Consider the following 16,842-nt stretch of genomic DNA (forward strand, 5'->3'; position numbering starts at 1 on the left):
TCTGATTCGTCGACAGCAGCAGATGTGTATAAGAACCAGGGCGGGCACTGCCCGCCGCCCCGGTTCTCGCGCAGACCCGGCGGGCAGTGCCCGCCCTGCGGTTTCACAGCACGCCGGCGCCGAGGTCGGCGCTGGTGGCGGCCTGGCGGAACAGGCCGAACAGCTCGCGGCCCATGCCATGGTGCTCGTGCGACAGGTCGGCGAGGTGCGGCAGGCGGGCGTCCAGTTCATCCGCCTCGACCAGGACGTCCAGACGTCCATTTGCCGCGTCCAGGCGGATCATGTCGCCGTCGCGGATCTTCGCAATGTTGCCACCGGCGACCGCCTCGGGCGTCACGTGGATCGCCGCCGGCACGCGGCCGGAGGCGCCGGACATGCGCCCGTCGGTGAGCAGGGCGATGCGGTGGCCGCGATCCTGCAGCACCGCCAGCGTGGGGGTGAGCTTGTGCAGCTCGGGCATGCCGTTGGCGCGCGGGCCCTGGAAGCGCACCACCGCCACGAAATCGCGGTTCAGCTCGCCGCGCTGGTAGGCGCCGGCGACCTCGTCCTGGTCGTTGAACACGATCGCCGGCGCCTCGATCAGCAGGCGATCCTCCGGCACCGAGGAGACCTTGATCACCGCGCGGCCGAGGTTGCCGTCGAGCAGGCGCAGGCCGCCGTCGGGGCGGAACGGCTCGTCCACGCCGCGCAGCACGCCGCGGTTGCCGCTCTGCTTCGGTACGGGTTTCCAGCGCAGCGTATCGGCCTCGTCGAGGTACGGCACCTGCGCGTAGCCGCCCAGGCCGGTGCCGAAGATGGTCTTGACGTCGCCGTGCAGCAGGCCGGCGCCGAGCAGCTGGTCGATCAGGAACGCCATGCCGCCGGCGTCGTGGAACTGGTTCACGTCGGCGTAACCGTTCGGGTACACGCGCGCCAGCAGCGGGATCACGCCGGACAGCGCGTCGAAGTCGTCCCAGCGCAGCTGGATGCCGGCGGCCTGGGCCATCGCCACCAGATGCAGCAGGTGGTTGGTCGAGCCGCCGGTGGCGTGCAGGCCGATCACGCCGTTGATGATGGCGCGCTCGTCGAGGTGGTGACCGAGCGGCAGGTAGTGTTCGCCCAGCGCGCTGTTGGCGGCCACGCGGCGCACCGTCTCGGCGGTGAGTGCATCGCGCAGCGGCGTGTCCGGCGCGGTGAAGCTGGCGCCGGGCAGGTGCAGGCCCATGATCTCCATCAGCATCTGGTTGGAGTTGGCGGTGCCGTAGAAGGTGCAGGTGCCGGCGGTGTGGTACGACGCCGCCTCCGCCTCGAGCAGCTCGGCCTTGCTCGCCTTGCCGTCGGCGAACGCCTGGCGCACCTTCGACTTCTGCTCGTTCGGAATGCCGCTGGGCATCGGGCCGGACGGCACGAAGGCGGCGCTCAGATGGCCGAAGGAGAGCGCGGCGATCAGCAGGCCCGGCACGATCTTGTCGCAGATGCCGAGGAACAGCGCGCCGTCGAACATGTCGTGCGACAGCGCCACCGCGGTGGCCAGCGCGATCACGTCGCGCGAGAACAGCGACAGCTGCATGCCGGCGCGGCCCTGCGTGATGCCGTCGCACATCGCCGGCACGCCGCCGGCGACTTGCGCGGTGAAGCCGGCGTCGCGCGCGATCTGACGGATCAGGGCGGGATAGCGCTCGTACGGCTGGTGCGCCGAGAGCATGTCGTTGTAGGCGGTGACGATGGCCAGGTTGGCCCGCTGGCCGTTGCGCAGCGCGTCCTTGTCCTCCGTGCCGCAGGCGGCGAAACCGTGCGCGAGGTTGCCGCAGGAGAGATGCCCGCGCCGCGGTCCGCTGCGATCCGCCGCGTCGATCCGTGCGAGGTACGCCGCGCGCGTCTCGCGGCTGCGCTCGCGCAGGCGTTCGGTGACTTCGGCGACGACGGGGTGCAGCGTGGTCATGATCTCTTACCTTGTCTGTAGGAGCGCACCGAAGTGCGCGATGCTCTTGCTGGTCTGCGCGGCGCAGGCGGCGCTGCCGACACCGATCACGGACACCAGTACACCGCCACCGGCACGCGTTGCTGGGTCAGCACGGCGCGCACCGGATAGTCGCGTGCGGCGCCCAGGCCAAGCCGCGCGTCGGCCAGCACGTCGCGCTTCTTCTCGCCGGCCACCAGCAGGTACAGCGCGCGCGTTTGCAGCAGCGTGGGCAGGGTCAACGTGATGCGCGGCTCGCCGGCGTCGGGTGCGTGCATCGGCAGCACGCGCGCGCTGCCGTCCGGGTCCAGCGCCTCGGCGAGGCGATCGCCGCCGGGAAAGAACGAGGCGGTGTGGCCGTCGTCGCCCATGCCCAGCACCACCGCGTCGAACGGCAGCGGCAGCGCGGCGATGCGCGCTTCGGCGCGGGCCAGGCCGGCCTCCGGGCTGGCGTCGCCGGTGTACAGCGGAATGAAGGGCGCCGCGGCAGCGGCGTGCTGCAGCAGGTGCGTGTGCACCAGTCGCGCGTTGGAGCGCGCATCGCTTTCGGGTACCCAGCGTTCGTCGACCAGGGTCACCTGCACCCTGGCCCAGTCCAGCGCCTGGCGCGACAACTGCTCGAAGAATGCCTTCGGCGTGCTGCCGCCGGAGACCGCCAGCACGGCCTGGCCGCGCTGCGCCAGGCCGTTGCGCAGGCGTTCGGCCACGCGCTCGGCCAGTGCGATGGCCTGCGCCTGGCATCCGGTGAAGCTGTGGGTGGTGACGTTGGCGGGTGCGGACATGGCGGGTTCGATCAGCGACGAGGTGACGCGTTCCAGTGTGGGTGGGGCGGCGCAGGCAGCAGGTGAAGCGCGCGCCTATTCGTTGTCGTCGTGCCAGGTGCGGCCGTCGCGCTCGATCAGCGCCACCGACGCGCTCGGCCCCCAGCTGCCGGCGGCGTATGGCCGCGGCGCCTCGCCGCTGTCGCTCCACGCGGCCAGGATCGGGCCGGCCCAGCGCCATGCCGCTTCCACTTCGTCGCGGCGCATGAACAAGGTGGGATTGCCGCGCACCACGTCCAGCAGCAGGCGCTCGTAAGCGTCCGGCTGCGACACGCCGAACGCCTCGGCGAAGCTCATGTCCAGCGGCACGTGGCGCAGGCGCAGGCCGCCGGGACCGGGGTGCTTGATGGTCAGCCACAGCTTCACGCCCTCGTCGGGCTGCAGCCGCAGCACCAGCCGGTTCTGCGTCAGCGAGCCGGAGGCGGCGTCGAAGATCGAATGCGGCACCGGCTTGAAGGTCACCGCGATCTCCGACACGCGGTGCGCGAGGCGCTTGCCGGTGCGCAGGTAGAACGGCACCCCGGCCCAGCGCCAGTTGCCGATCTCCGCCTTCAACGCGACGAAGGTCTCGGTGTCGGATTTCGCGTTGCCCAGTTCCTCGCCGTAGCCGGGCACGCTGGCGCCCTCGGCCACGCCGGCGCGGTACTGGCCACGCACGGTGAGCTGGCCGGCATTGCCCGCGTCGATGGGCTTGAGCGAGTGCAGCACCTTGAGCTTTTCGTCGCGCACCGCGTCGGGCGCCAGCGACGAGGGCGGTTCCATCGCCACCATGCACAGCAGCTGCAGCATGTGGTTCTGCACCATGTCGCGCAGCGCGCCGGCGCGGTCGTAATAGGCGCCGCGGTGGCCCACGCCCAGCGTCTCGGCCACGGTGATCTGCACGTGGTCGATGTGCGCGGAGTTCCACAGCGGCTCGAACAGCGCGTTGCCGAAGCGCAGCACCAGCAGGTTCTGCACCGTCTCCTTGCCGAGGTAGTGGTCGATGCGGAAGGTCTGGGTTTCGTCGAACACCTGGCCCACCGCATCGTTGATCCGGTTGGCGCTGTCCAGGTCGCGGCCGATGGGCTTCTCCAGCACCACGCGCGACTTGCCCTGGTTCAAGCCGTAATGTCCCAGCCGCTTGCAGATGTCGACGAACAGTTCGGGCGAGGTCGACAGGTAGAACACCCGCACGTGGTCGGGCTCGGCGCCGATGAAGGCGGCGAAATCGTCCCAGCCCTCGTCCTTGCGCGCATCCAGCGGACGGTAGAACACCTGCTGCAGGAACTCGTCCAGCTGGCGGGCATCGCAGATCGCGATCAGCGCCTCGCGCAGTTGCGCGCGGTAGCCGGCGTCGTCCAGCGCCTCGCGCGCCACGCCGACGATGCGGCTGCTGGGCGGCAACTGGTGGTCGAGAAAACGGTGGAACAGCGCCGGCAGCAATTTGCGCGCGGCGAGATCGCCGGTGCCGCCGAAGATCACCAGGTCGAATGGCTCGACGGTTTGGGGGGAAGCAGTCACGCGATCACCTCGACTCGATGCCGGCTGGCGGGCCGCGGCCGGATGCCGCTGCCCGGGTTTTTGCCGATGGTACCAGTGAAATACCAGAGCGACTACCCGGTTGCATACGAATTCATCGGCGGCCCCAGCAGAACGATCCGCAGGCAGTCCCGCCACCCCCGTTCTCCCTGAGCGCAGGCCGTTCCCGCAGGCCGTACGCGGGGAGCAGCCAGGGATGGCTGTGCCTTGGGAAGCAAGGAAGTCGAAGGGTCCGGTCACCCGACGATGCACTTCGACCCCGCTCGCCGGCGCGAGCCACGCTCGGTGCGAACGGCTGGGCATGGCCGAGCGTTTGCTGGCGGGCATATCGCACCGTCATGGCTTGCGGCCGGTGGATCGCTATTGGTATGGTGCGCGCCATGGAAACCACCTTGTCCAAGGAATACCGCCGGATCTGCCGCGACCCGGCCAATCACCAGCCGCTGGCCTACCTGCGACTGCGCCAGGCGATCCGCAACGTGGTGCAGCAGCACGACGTCGAGCCGGGCCACGCGCTGCCCAGCGAACGCGACCTGGCGCTGGTGCTGAAGCTCTCGCGGGTCACCGTGCGCAAGGCGATCGCCGGCCTGGTCGAGGAAGGCCTGCTGACCCAGCGCCACGGCGCCGGCACCTTCATCGCCGAGCGCATCGTCAAGCCGATGTCGCGGCTGACCAGTTTCACCGAGGATCTGCGCGAGCGCGGACTGCGCCCGCGTTCGGAGTTCTTCGAGCGGGTGATCGGCGAGGTGACGCCGGAGGAGTCGATGGCGATGAACCTCTCGCCCGGCTCGCTGGTGGTGCGCCTGCATCGCCTGCGCTACGGGCAGGACGAGCCGCTGGCGATCGAGCGCAGCGTGGTGCCGGCCAGCGTGCTGCCCGATCCGATGCTGGTGCGCGACTCGCTGTACGAGGCGCTGGAACAACTCGGCTGCCGCCCGCGCCGCGCGCTGCAGCGCCTGCGCGCGGTGTCGCTGAACGCGCAGCAGGCGCGGCTGCTGCACGTGGCGGTGGGCAGCGCCGGCCTGAACATCGAACGGCGCAGCTTCCTCGACGACGGCCGCGTGGTCGAGTTCACCACCTCCTGGTATCGCGGCGACATCTACGACTTCGTCGCCGAATTGCACACCGACTGAAGGACAAGCATGAACGCCAGCGACACCCTGATGTTCCGCGAAGCGCAGGAATCGGCCGCGGTGGTGGCGCGCCAGCTTGCCGCCAACGAAGCGGTGGTGAGCGCGCTGGCGCAGTCGCTGCGCGAGGCGCCGCCGCGCTTCATCGTCACCTGCGCGCGCGGCAGTTCGGATCACGCCGCGGCCTACGCCAAGTACGTGTTCGAGACGCAGCTGGGCATCGCCACCGCCTCGGCGTCGCCCTCGGTGAGCTCGGTGTATGCCGCCGAGCAGCAGTGGCGGGACGCGCTGTTCATCGCGATTTCGCAATCGGGCAAGAGCCCCGACCTGCTGCGCACCGCGGAGGCGGCGAAACGTGCCGGTGCGCGCGTGGTGGCGCTGGTCAACCTGACCGATTCGCCGCTGGCCGCGCTGGCCGACACCGTGATTCCGCTGCACGCCGGGCCCGAGCGCAGCGTGGCGGCGACCAAGAGCTACCTCGCCGCGCTGGCCGCGGTGCTGCACCTGTGCGCGCGCTGGAGCGGCGACGCCGAACTCGACGCCGCGCTGCCGACCCTGCCCGACGCCTTGCGCAAGAGCTGGGATGCGGACTGGTCCAGCCTCCATGAAGGCCTGGTCGGCGCGCACAACCTGTTCGTGGTCGGCCGCGGCTTCGGCCTCGGCATCGCGCTGGAAGCGGCGCTCAAGTTCAAGGAAACCTGCGGCCTGCACGCCGAGGCGTTCAGCGCGGCCGAGGTGAAGCACGGCCCGATGGCGCTGGTCGGACCGGACTTCCCGGTGCTGTGCTTCGCCCAGGACGACGACACCCTGGCCAGCACGCTGGCGGTGGCGCGCGAGTTCCGCGGCCGCGGCGCGCAGGTCTTCGTTGCCGCTCCGGGCCAGCACGGCCCCGGCACGCTGCCGGTGCCCGGTGGCCTGCCCGCGCTGTGCACGCCGCTGCTGATCATCCAGAGCTTCTACCGCGCCGCCAGCGAGCTTGCGCTGCGCCGCGGTTTCAACCCCGACGTGCCGCCGCATCTGAACAAGGTCACCGAAACCGTCTAGGAGCGAGGAGTGAGTGGCGAGGAGTGAGGAGTTAGAGAAAGCCATGGCGCAGCGGCGCGCGCTCTGGTTCCGCTGGGGCTCCGACCCCCGCCCTGATTCCTGCTCTTGTTTGGCCCTCTCTCACTCCTCACTCCTCACTCCTCACTCCTCACTCCTCACTCGTCACTCCTCGCCACTCACTTTTCGCCCCTCACTCCCTGCCCATGCTCACCGCCCTCACCCACGCCCGCGTACTCACCCCCGACGGCTGGCGCGACGACCTCGCCGTGTTGTTGGATGGCGAGCGCATCGCCGAGCTGCTGCCGCCATCCGATCCGCGCGTGCGCGATGCGCAGCGGCAGGATCTCGCCGGCGCCATGCTGCTGCCGGGCTTCATCGACGTGCAGGTCAACGGCGGTGGCGGCGTGCTGTTCAACGAGGCACCGACGGTGGAGACGATCCGCCGCATCGGCGCGGCCCACCGGCGCTACGGCACCACCGGTTTCCTGCCGACCCTGATCAGCGATCGGGTCGAGGTGATGCGCGAAGCGCTGGCGGCGGTGGAACAGGCATTGGCCGAAGGCGTGCCGGGCCTGCTCGGCATCCACCTCGAAGGGCCGTACCTGGCGCCCGCCCGCAAGGGCGTGCACGACGCGAAGTACTTCCACGTGCCCGGCGCCGACGAGCTGGCCTTGCTGTGCGCACCCCATCGCGGCATCCGGCTGGTCACGCTGGCCCCGGACCGGGTGCCGCCGGCGAGCATCCGCGCGCTCGCCGCCGCCGGGGTGATCGTCTGCGCCGGCCATACCGCCGCCGACTACGAAACCACCCGCGCCGCACTCGATGCCGGCGTGCGCGGCTTCACGCATTTGTTCAACGCGATGACCCCGTTCGGCAGCCGCGAGCCGGGCGTGGTCGGCGCCGCGCTGGAAGATGCGGCGAGCTGGTGCGGCATCATCGTCGACGGCCACCACGTGCACCCGGCCAGCCTGCGTGTGGCGATCGCCGCCAAGGCCCGCGGCAGGATGCTGCTGGTCACCGACGCGATGCCGCCGGTTGGCGCCGATCGCCCCGACTACGTGCTCAACGGCGAAACCATCACCGTGAAAGACGGCATCTGCCAGACCGCCAGCGGCGTGCTCGCCGGCTCCGCGCTCGACATGGCCGGTGCCGTGCGCAACACCGTGCAGATGCTCGGCCTGCCGCTGGACGAAGCGGTGCACATGGCCAGCACCTGGCCGGCGGAGTTCCTTGGCCTGGGTGCCAGCCACGGCCGCATCGCGGCGGGTTGCCGTGCCGACCTGGTGGCGATGGACGACGACTTCCACGTGCGTGCGAGCTGGCTCGGCGGCAGTGGCCTGTAACGGCAGGTACGCGACCGATCAGTCCGGATCGATGCCGTCGCCCTCGAGCGCCCGGCGCAGCGGCTCCAGCCGGGTCGCGTAGCGGCGCCACTGGCCGAGTGCGCGCCCGTGGATCGGCTCGCGCACCTGGGCGCTGCTGGGGGTGGCCACCGCCGCGGGGTTTCGTTCGGGGTGCAGGCAGGCTTCCTCGAACGCCAGACCGCAGTGTTCCAGCACCCGGCGCAGGGTGGCCGCGGGTGCGCTCACCAGATCCGCATACGGCACTTCGAGCATGGAGCCGCGCGCCTGCCAGCGGCTGGCCAGCCGCGCCTGCTGACGACAATAGTGCGCCAGCGCCTGCTGCTCGTAGCAGTAGGGTGAGGCGGTGCCGAACATTGCCTTGAGGTTGGAGTAGCACACGTCCATCGGTTCGCGCCGCAAATGCAGGATCGGCGCATGCGGCAACGCGCGGCGGATGAACGGCACCATGCGCAGGTTGGCCGGCAGCTTGTCCACGTAGAAGCGCCGTCCGTGCGCGCGCCATTGCGTCTGCGCCAGGTAACGCGCGCCCAGCGCGGCGAAATCCATCTGCCCGGCGGCGGCGACTGCCTCGCGCAGCGCCGACGCGCCACCCGGCGCGACATCGGCCATCCAGTGGAACTGGCGTGGAAAATCCGCCAGCTCGCCGGCGGAAACCACCTGCGAGTGGGCACTCAGCATGTGGTCGAGCAGGGTCGAGCCCGAGCGCGGCATGCCGACGATGAAGATCGGCACGGGCCCGTCGACGGGCACCGGCGCAGCATCCGGACGGGCGGCAAGGCGGTCGGCCTCGGCGAGCAGCGCATCCACCAGTGCCTGTTCCGCCGCGGCATCGTACGGGGCCAGCTGGTGCATCAGCGCATTGCTGCGTTCCAGCGCGGCCCATGCCTGCTCGTGCTGGCCGCAGTCGTCCAGCGTCTTGAAGATCGCCGACTCGAACTTGGCGCGGGCCAGCGCGTCCGGCCTGCTGGCCGGGGGCGACGGCAGGCGTTCGAGCGCGGCGCGGAACAGCGCCAGATGATGGGCCTGCGGCGTCTGCCGACGCAGGTTGGCCAGGATCACCGCCGCGTCGCCGTGGCCGGGCCAGCGATGCAGGCAGGTCAGCAAGGCGGTCTCGGCCCCGGCCAGCTGGCCGACGAACTGATGCAGCATGGCATCGAGGTAGTGCCCGCGACCGTCGTCGATGCCGAGCGCCACGGCCCGGTCCATCAGCGCGCGCGCGGTCGGGATCTCGCCCAGCAGCCAGCGCAGGTTGGCCTGCTCGGCGAGCACTTCGGCCGGCGGCGCGGGCGCCCGGGCCAGATGCGCCAGGCAGGCGCGTGCGCCGATGACCTCGCCCTGAGCCACCAGTCGCCAGGCCAGCTCGGCGAGCAGGGGCGCATCGTTGGGTGCCACCTCCACGGCTTCGAGCAGGGGCGCGCTGGCCGCGCGCATCCGGCCTTGCCGCAGGATCACCTCGGCCAGTTGCAGGCGGATCGGCACGTCGCGCGGCGCGAGCGGCGCGAGTGCGGCCAGCGCAGTCTGCGCCGCGGGCCACTGTCCTGCCTGCATCGCCGCCTGCGCCGTCGCGCGCAGCTGCGCCATCGACGCGGCAGGGTCCGCATGCATGGGTGGAACATTCGTACGCTCGCTCATGGCGCCGGCACCCCGGCCTCCAGCGCCTCCCGCAGAGGTTCCAGCTGGCGGGCGTAGGGCTGCCATTCGCCGAAGCCGCGGGTGTGGATCGGCTCGCGCACCTGCGCGCTGCTGGGCGTGGCGACCGGGCCGGGGTGGCGTTCGGGGTGCAGGCAGGCCGCTTCGGGCGCCAGGCCGCAATGCGCCAGCACCCGCGCCAGCTCGGCTTCCGGTGCGTGCACCAGCGTCTCGTAGTGCACGTCGAGCATCGCGCCCGGCAGGCACGCATGCCAGTGGCGGGCCAGCCGCGCGTATTGCGCGTAGTAGTGCGCCTGCGCGCGCAGCTCGTAGCTGTGCGGCGAGATGTTGCCGAAGAAGGTCCGGAAGTTGGAGAAGCAGACATCGAGCGGATCGCGCACCATGTGCAGGATCGGCGCCTGCGGCAAGGCCCGGCGGATGAAGCCGACCAGCTGGATGTTCGCCGGCAGCTTGTCGATGTAGTACGCCCGGCCCTGCGCCCGCCAGCGGGTCTGCGCGAGATAGCGCGCGCCCAGTTCGGCGTGGTCGAGCTCACCGGCGCGCCGGGCGATCTCCTGCAATCCGTACGGTGCCGCCGCCGGCACGTCGGTGAGCCAGTGCAATTGGCGGCGGAAATCGGTGATCTCGCCGGCCGAGGCCACCTGCGAATGAGCCGACAGCATGCGATCGAGCAGGGTCGTGCCCGACCGCGGCATGCCGACGATGAAGATCGGGGTGGGGCCGGCCGCGACATCGCGCGTAGCGGCCGGTGCGGGCGTCATGCGGGTCAGCGCGTCGGTGGTGGCGACCTCGCGCCGGGGGTCATACGGATTGAGTTCGCGCATCAGCGCATTGCAGCTTGCCAGCGCGGGCCAGGCTTCCTCGTGCCGGCCCAGGTCGTGCAGCGTCTTGAAGCGGGCGTATTCGAACTGCGCGCGGACGAAGGTGACGTCGGGCCGCCGCTCGTCCCGGGGCAGCCGATGCAACTGTTCGCGCAGGGCGTCGAGGCGGTTGTCCGTCGGCGTCTGCCGACCCAGGTTGACCCAGGCCACGGCGGCATCGCCGAACTGCGGCCAGCGCGTCAGGCACCGCTGCAGCACGGCGCGGGCGCGCTCGAGCTCGCCGCTGAACTGCAGCAGCATCGCATGCAGTTGCAGCTCGCCGGGCGTGTCGACACCGGCGGCGAGGGCCTGCTCCAGCAGAACCCGCGCCGGCGCGATCTCGCCGATCTGGAAGCGCAGGTGGGCCTGGGCCGCCAGCAGCTCCGCCGGTGGTCGGGGCGCCTGCGCCAGCAGGTCGAGGCAGGCGCGCGCCGCGACGGTCTCGCCTGCGCCGAGCAGGCATCGGATCACCTTGAGGATCAACCCTGCGTCGCGCGGGAGATGCCGCGCCAGTTGCAGCATGCACGCCGCGGCTTCGCGCAACCGGCCGCGGCGGAGCATCACCTGGGCCAGTTCGACCTGCGCGTGGAGGTCGTCCGGCACGCGCCGGACGAGGGCGGCCAGCGCCTCCTCTGCCGCCTGCCAGCGCTGGCTGGCGATGGCCTGCCCGGCGCTTTCGCGCAGGCGGGTTTCCTCGGCGGTCGGGTTCGCTGCAGCCATGGGCCGATGATAGCGGTCGATCCCGCAGGCTCGCGGGAAGCCGTGCAAAAAAAAAAGAGCCACCGACCGCGGTCGGTGGCTCGACTTGGCCAGTGTGGGCCAGTTCCGCAGATCAGTAGTCGTAGCTTACCGACAGACGCACCATGCGCGGCGGCTGGAAGTAGATGCCGTCGCCGTAGGCCGGGTTGACCAGGATGGCGTTGTTGTCGGGGTCGTAGCCGTTGGCAAAGGCCGGGTCGGTCTGGATCGCCTTCTGCTCGTTGAAGGCGTTGAACACGTCCAGGTTGAACGCCAGCTTGTGGTCGGCGAACGACGGGGTGTAGTGCACGCCGAAGTTGAGCTGCTTCGTCCACGGCGTATGCCCGGCGTCGCCCGGAGCGATCCGCTCGCCGTGGCACCAGTGGTAGTTGCCGCTGCCGTAGTTGTTGTAGCCGGACGGGTCGCCATCGGCACCCGGGCCATAGTGGTCGTCACCCGTGCCCTCCGGGCCGTAGTAGCCCAGGCACTCCTTCGGGTAGCCCGACTGCGCCAGCACGGTGGCCGACAGCAGCCATTCCGGCGTGAACTGGTAGGCGCCGCGGATGCGGATCTGGTGCTTGCGCACGTTGGCGAGCTCGCCGTTGGCGCCATCCATCAGCTGCCAGGTGTCCCAGTCCTCGGTCTTGGACACGTCGGCCTGGCCGAAGTCCGAACGCACCTGGCCCTCGGTGTTGCCGAAGCCACGGCTGTAGGTGTAGTCGATGCGCGCCTGCCACTTGCCGTCGAAGGGATGCTCCAGGTACAGGTTCAGCGAACCGGTCTTGCGCTTGACGCCCTGGATGTAGCCCCAGTCCTGCTGCGTCATCGGCACCAGTTGGCTGGTGCTGCCATCGTCCGACTTCACCAGGATGGTGTTGGTCTGGCCCGGGTTGATCAGGCGGCAGTAGGACGCGCCGTACAGCGAGTTGTAGTACCCGGAATCACCGTCGAACAGGTCGGTCGTGGTGATCATGCCGAGCTTCTGCATCTTGGTCTCGAGGCTCGTCGGCGAGCACTCGTCGTCGATCGCGCTTTTCAGGTCGCGCCACATCGCCTTGGCACCGTAGACCCACTCCTCGTTGAGCTTCTTGTCGAAGCCGAGGATGAACTCGTCCAGGTATTCCGGCTTCAGGTTGCGCGCGGTGACCTGCTCGGGATCCTTGGGCAGGCCGAACTCGCCGTCGGGCGAAGTGGTCGGGCCCAGCGCGGTGATGCCGGTCGGCACGCCGGTGTCCGGGTCCACGCCGGTGTAGCTGTAGCGGGTGGTGAGGTAGGTCGAGGCATTCGCCGCGCGCTCGGCCGCGTTGTCCGGCAGCGCCAGGTAGTAGCGGCCCACGTTGCCGTAGATCTTGAACGAGGAGTCGCCGTTGACGTCCCAGCTGGCGCCGATGCGCGGTTCCCACTGGTTCTTCTCGTCGACGAAGGGCTTGCCCACGTCGTTGTAGTTGGTGAAGTGGTCGTTGCGGATGCCGATGTCCAGCAGCAGGTTCGGCGTGATCTGCCAGTCGTCCTGCAGGTAGTAGGCCTTCTGCCGGGTGGACATGCTGGTTTCCCAGCCGATCTCGCGCTTCTGCACCACGGTGTCGGACAGGTAGCGCCAGTAGTAGTTGAGATCGGGGTTGTCCGGGTTCTGCTGGTTCTGGCCCTGGTGGCTGGCGCTGTAGCTCATGTTGTCGATACCGACCGACAGGTCGTGATCGCCCAGCCGGTAATCGAAGTCCACGCGCAGGCCGTGGGTGGCGTTGGTGGCCTGGTCGGAGAACCAGGCGGTGTTGGTCTGCGAGTTGTTGATGCCGAACGGGCCAGTGCCCGGAGGCAGGTAGGCGGGGTTCTGGTTCTGCGGCCGGGAAATGAACGGCAGCGGGTTGGGAGCGTACTGCGTGGGGTTCTGGAACTTGCCCTTGCCGTAGAGGATGCTCAGCGTGGCGTCGTCGGTGATGTAGCTGGTGAAGTGGCCGATGTAGAACTGCGCGTTGTGCTTGTCGATGTCGTTCTTGGTCAGGTACTCGCCGCGGGTCAGCGACGGCGTGTCGAACGCATAGGTCGAACCGGCACCGTTGGTCTGGTGGTTCTTCAACATCGTCAGTTCGAGCAGGTTGTTGTCGGTGATGTTCCAGTCCAGTTTGCCGTACAGCTTGGTGGCCTTGTCCGTGTCGTAGGCGACGACCTGGTTCTGTGCCACCTGCACGTCGGTCGACTGGACCTTGTCGGTTTCCGCGGCCAGGAACATGTACAGCTTGTCCTCGAGCAGCGGGCCACCCAGATAGGCGGAGTACGAGGTTTCCCACTGCTTGTTGTCATTGCGGTACTGGTGGATCGTGCCCGCCAGTCCCGGAGTTTCCGGCACGTAGGCCACCCCGGTGGTCGAGGTCGGCAGGGTCGGGTTGCCGTAGCGGTTGTTGGTGGGGGTGCCCTCGAGGGCACGCGGCTGCCATACCACCTGGCCACCGAAATGCCACTGGTTGGTGCCGCGCTTGCCGATCTGGTTGATCACGCCACCGTCGGAACGACCGTACTTGGCGTTGTAGCCGCCGGTCAGCGTTTCCTGCTGGTCGATCGCGCCATAGGGCAGCTGGAAGCCGCCCAGGTTCTTGTAGGGCTCGGCGGTGTTGTAGCCGTTCACGTAATAGGCGTTCTCGCTCACGCTCGAACCGCCGAACGCCACCAGGTTCTGGTTGGGATTGCCGGGGCCGGAGAAGAAGCCGCTGCCCGACACGGTGCCCGGCGCCAGCAGCGCGATCGACTCGGCATTGCGCACCACCGGGAGTTTCTTCAGTTCCGCGGCGGTGATCACCGTGCTGGAATTGACGCTGGTGACGTCGATCGGCGGAATGGCGGTGGCAGACACCGTCACCGTGCTTAGCGTGGTGGTGCTGACGGCGGCCGCGCCGAGCGTGATCGAGACACCGGAGCCCGGGGACAGCGTCACGGTGCGGCTGTCCACGACGGCGCCGTCCTTCTTCAGCGAGACGGTATAGGTCCCGACCGGCACGTTGCGAACCTGGAATGCACCCGAGCTGTCGACCACGACCTCGCGGTTGATACCGGATTTGTTGGAGACCACGACGGTTTCCCCGGTGGCCGCGGGTGCCTGGCCGAAGATGGAGCCGGTGGTCGACTGAGCCATGGCGACGCCGCCGAGGCTGGCGCCCAGGGCCAGGGCGAGCGCAGTGCGCCGCCACCCCGAGACGCGGATTTCATGGAATTTCTGCATTGCGGATGGATCTCCCCGAGAGAAAAGCCCGAAGGCCGGATGGCGCGAACCGGTTTCCCGGTCACGTCGCGTGCCGAACATTGCGTTCGATGTCGTCCATCCCGGTGCATGGCTCCCCAAAGCCCTTGCGCCGGCGGTGTGCAGGCGTCAGCAATGCAAGTCGACCCTGCCGAAAGTAATGCTCCGGGATTGTTATCGTCAATAATTTGTTTGTGATTTGTTGGAAAAACGTGAGTTACCTGCTGATTTTCCGTACCTTCCCGGGCTGCGGGCATGCGCCGGGAGCCGGCGCGAGGGCGCCGACCTCCGGCAGGTGGCGGATTGCCTGCCACCGGTGCCGCCGCTACAGTGGCGGGGTTCAGGTGTCCTGCGGGCCTCGCGCCCAAGGGATGAAACGGGAAGCCGGTGCGTGGTGTGCAAACACCGCAAGGCCGGCGCTGCCCCCGCAACGGTAAGCGAGAGACACGAACGGCGAAGGCCACTGTGCGATGCACGGGAAGGCGCCGTTCGCGGCGAGCGGATCACCGCCCGCCACTCGCGAGCCCGGAGACCGGCCTGGACGATTCCTGGTGGCTCGCGGTGGGCGAGGCCGGACCACGGTCTTTCGTCCGTCGTTCCGTCCCGGTTCCTTCGCGCCTGCTGCCAGTCCCTCAGGACAAGCGGCCGTGCGCGGGTGCGCGGCGAAGGAAAACGAAGATGAAGAAGACCTTGCTGGCCAGCTTGCTGCTGGCCTGTGCCACCGGCGCCGGCGCCACCGGGCAGGATCAAGCCGGGAAGAACCACGCCACCGCGCTGAAGCCGGTGATCGTCACCGCCACGCGCACGCCGATCAGCGTCGGTGATTCGCTGTCGTCGGTGAGCGTGATCAGCCGCGCCGACATCGAGCGGCTGCAGCCGATGTCGATCGCCGACCTGCTGACCGGCCTGCCCGGGGTGAGTTTCGCCAACGCCGGCGGCTACGGCCAGCAGACCTCGCTGTTCCTGCGCGGCGCCAATTCCACCCACACCCTGCTGCTGGTCGATGGCGTGCGGGTGGCCTCGGTCAGCGCCGGGCTGGCGGCGTTCGAACAGATTCCGGTGGAGCAGATCGAGCGCATCGAGATCGTGCGCGGCCCGCGCTCCAGCCTCTATGGCGCCGATGCGATCGGCGGCGTGATCCAGATCTTCACCCGCCGCGGTTCGCGCGACGGCGGCCTCGAACCGTCGCTGGCGCTCAGCGCCGGCACCGACAAGCTGTGGCGCGGCCAGCTCGGCCTGTCCGGCGGCAGCGAACACGGCTGGTACAACCTGGGCGCGGGCAGCCAGTACACCGGCGGCATCAATACCTGCCGGGTCGGCGCCGCCGAAGCGTTCGCCGGTTGCTTCACCGACGAGCCGGATCGCGATCTGTCGCGCAACAGGAACCTCAGCGCCAGCGGCGGCTACCGCTGGGACAACGGCGCCGAACTGACCGGCACCTGGCTGCGCAGCCTGGGCGAGGCGCATTTCGACGGCAGCTACCAGAATCGCTGGCGCACCGTGCAGCAGGTCGCCGGCGCCACCTTCGGCTTCCACCCGCTGCAGGCATGGAAGAGCACGTTCAGCGCGGGCCAGAACCTGGACCGCTACGACAACTACGAGAACGCGAACTTCGTCGGCTACATCTATTCGCGCCGCAACCAGGCCTCGTGGCAGAACGACATCAGCGTGGCCGCGGACCAGCTGCTGACGCTCGGCGTCGACTGGCAGGGCGAGCACATCGACAGCGACACCGGCTTCCTTGCCACCCGCCGCCACGACACCGGCGCGTACGCGCAGTACCAGGCCACGTTCGGGCCGAACGAGCTGGCGCTCTCCGCACGGCGCGACAGGAACAGCCAGTACGGCCACCACGACACCGGCGCACTGGCATGGGGTTATCACTTCGATGGCGGACTGAAGCTCACCGCCAGCTACGGCAGCGCCTTCCACGCGCCCACCTTCAACGATCTCTACTATCCCTATGGCAGCGGCAACCCGGACCTGAAACCGGAGACCTCGCGCAGCGCGGAGCTGGGCCTGAGCCGGCAGCACGATGGCTGGAACTGGGCACTGAACGCCTACCAGACGCGCATCGACCAGCTGATCGCGCTGGACAACCAGTACTTCCCGCGCAACATCAGCAAGGCGCGCATCCGCGGCGTGGAAGGCCAGTTCGGCGCCCGGCTCGGCGACTGGCAACTGCAGAGTTACCTGAGCTGGCTGCAGCCGCGCAACGACGATGGCGGCCCGGACGACGGCAACGTGCTGCCGCGTCGCGCCGGCCGGACGGCGCGCATCGACCTGGACCGCCGCTACGGCGCTTTCGGCGTCGGCGCCACGTTCAATGCCGCCGGCCACCGCTACGACGATGCGGCCAACGCGCATCGGTTGGGCGGTTACGCCACCACCGACCTGCGCGCCAGCTGGCAACTCGACCGCGCCTGGCAACTGGAAGCGCGCCTGGCCAACGCGTTCGACCGCCACTACGAGACGATCTGGTATTTCAACCAGCCCGGGCGCGAGCTGTTGCTGACCCTGCGCTACCGTCCCGGCGCGCGCTGATC

General features: G+C 69.4%; 10 protein-coding genes and 1 riboswitch. Of the genes, 4 read left to right on the forward strand and 6 right to left on the reverse strand.

Annotated elements, in window-relative coordinates:
- Positions 1–103: 103 nt before the first annotated feature.
- From edd to zwf, 3 genes are all read right to left on the reverse strand, one after another.
- Positions 104–1,921 carry a phosphogluconate dehydratase gene (gene edd / locus B1991_RS13925; protein ID WP_136259282.1) on the reverse strand — a complete coding sequence of 606 codons (1,818 nt, stop codon included), beginning with the start codon at positions 1,919–1,921 and terminating at the stop codon, positions 104–106.
- An 86-nt stretch (positions 1,922–2,007) separates the two neighbouring features.
- Positions 2,008–2,721 carry a 6-phosphogluconolactonase gene (gene pgl, locus B1991_RS13930; protein ID WP_136259283.1) on the reverse strand — a complete coding sequence of 238 codons (714 nt, stop codon included), beginning with the start codon at positions 2,719–2,721 and terminating at the stop codon, positions 2,008–2,010.
- A 75-nt stretch (positions 2,722–2,796) separates the two neighbouring features.
- Positions 2,797–4,260 (reverse strand): glucose-6-phosphate dehydrogenase, encoded by a 1,464-nt coding sequence (gene zwf / locus B1991_RS13935; protein ID WP_136259284.1) that lies wholly within the window; start codon positions 4,258–4,260, stop codon positions 2,797–2,799.
- Between the two features lie 398 nt (positions 4,261–4,658).
- Here zwf and B1991_RS13940 point away from each other — a divergent pair, with 398 nt between their 5' ends.
- From B1991_RS13940 to nagA, 3 genes are all read left to right on the forward strand, one after another.
- Positions 4,659–5,411, forward strand: coding sequence for a GntR family transcriptional regulator (locus B1991_RS13940; protein WP_136259285.1), 753 nt, complete (start codon positions 4,659–4,661; stop codon positions 5,409–5,411).
- A gap of 9 nt (positions 5,412–5,420) precedes the next feature.
- Complete coding sequence (locus B1991_RS13945) at positions 5,421–6,452, forward strand: SIS domain-containing protein (protein WP_136259286.1); 1,032 nt, start codon at positions 5,421–5,423, stop codon at positions 6,450–6,452.
- A 203-nt stretch (positions 6,453–6,655) separates the two neighbouring features.
- Entirely contained in the window at positions 6,656–7,795 is a 1,140-nt protein-coding gene (gene nagA / locus B1991_RS13950; RefSeq protein ID WP_136259287.1) for an N-acetylglucosamine-6-phosphate deacetylase, read from the forward strand.
- 18 nt (positions 7,796–7,813) lie between these two features.
- Here nagA and B1991_RS13955 read toward each other — a convergent pair whose 3' ends face one another.
- From B1991_RS13955 to B1991_RS13965, 3 genes are all read right to left on the reverse strand, one after another.
- Complete coding sequence (locus B1991_RS13955; protein WP_246031176.1) at positions 7,814–9,448, reverse strand: tetratricopeptide repeat-containing sulfotransferase family protein; 1,635 nt, start codon at positions 9,446–9,448, stop codon at positions 7,814–7,816.
- On the reverse strand, positions 9,445–11,046 hold the full coding sequence (locus B1991_RS13960) for a tetratricopeptide repeat-containing sulfotransferase family protein (protein WP_136259288.1): 1,602 nt from the start codon (positions 11,044–11,046) through the stop codon (positions 9,445–9,447). The genes B1991_RS13955 and B1991_RS13960 overlap by 4 nt, the downstream gene beginning before the upstream one ends.
- A gap of 112 nt (positions 11,047–11,158) precedes the next feature.
- Positions 11,159–14,278, reverse strand: coding sequence for a TonB-dependent receptor (locus B1991_RS13965; protein ID WP_246031177.1), 3,120 nt, complete (start codon positions 14,276–14,278; stop codon positions 11,159–11,161).
- Positions 14,279–14,621: 343 nt separating this feature from the next.
- Positions 14,622–14,851, forward strand: a riboswitch (cobalamin riboswitch).
- 123 nt (positions 14,852–14,974) lie between these two features.
- Here B1991_RS13965 and B1991_RS13970 point away from each other — a divergent pair.
- Entirely contained in the window at positions 14,975–16,840 is a 1,866-nt protein-coding gene (locus tag B1991_RS13970) for a TonB-dependent receptor domain-containing protein (protein ID WP_136259289.1), read from the forward strand.
- Positions 16,841–16,842 lie beyond the last annotated feature (2 nt).

Source organism: Rhodanobacter lindaniclasticus, assembly GCF_004799035.1.
Classification (GTDB): domain Bacteria; phylum Pseudomonadota; class Gammaproteobacteria; order Xanthomonadales; family Rhodanobacteraceae; genus Rhodanobacter; species Rhodanobacter lindaniclasticus.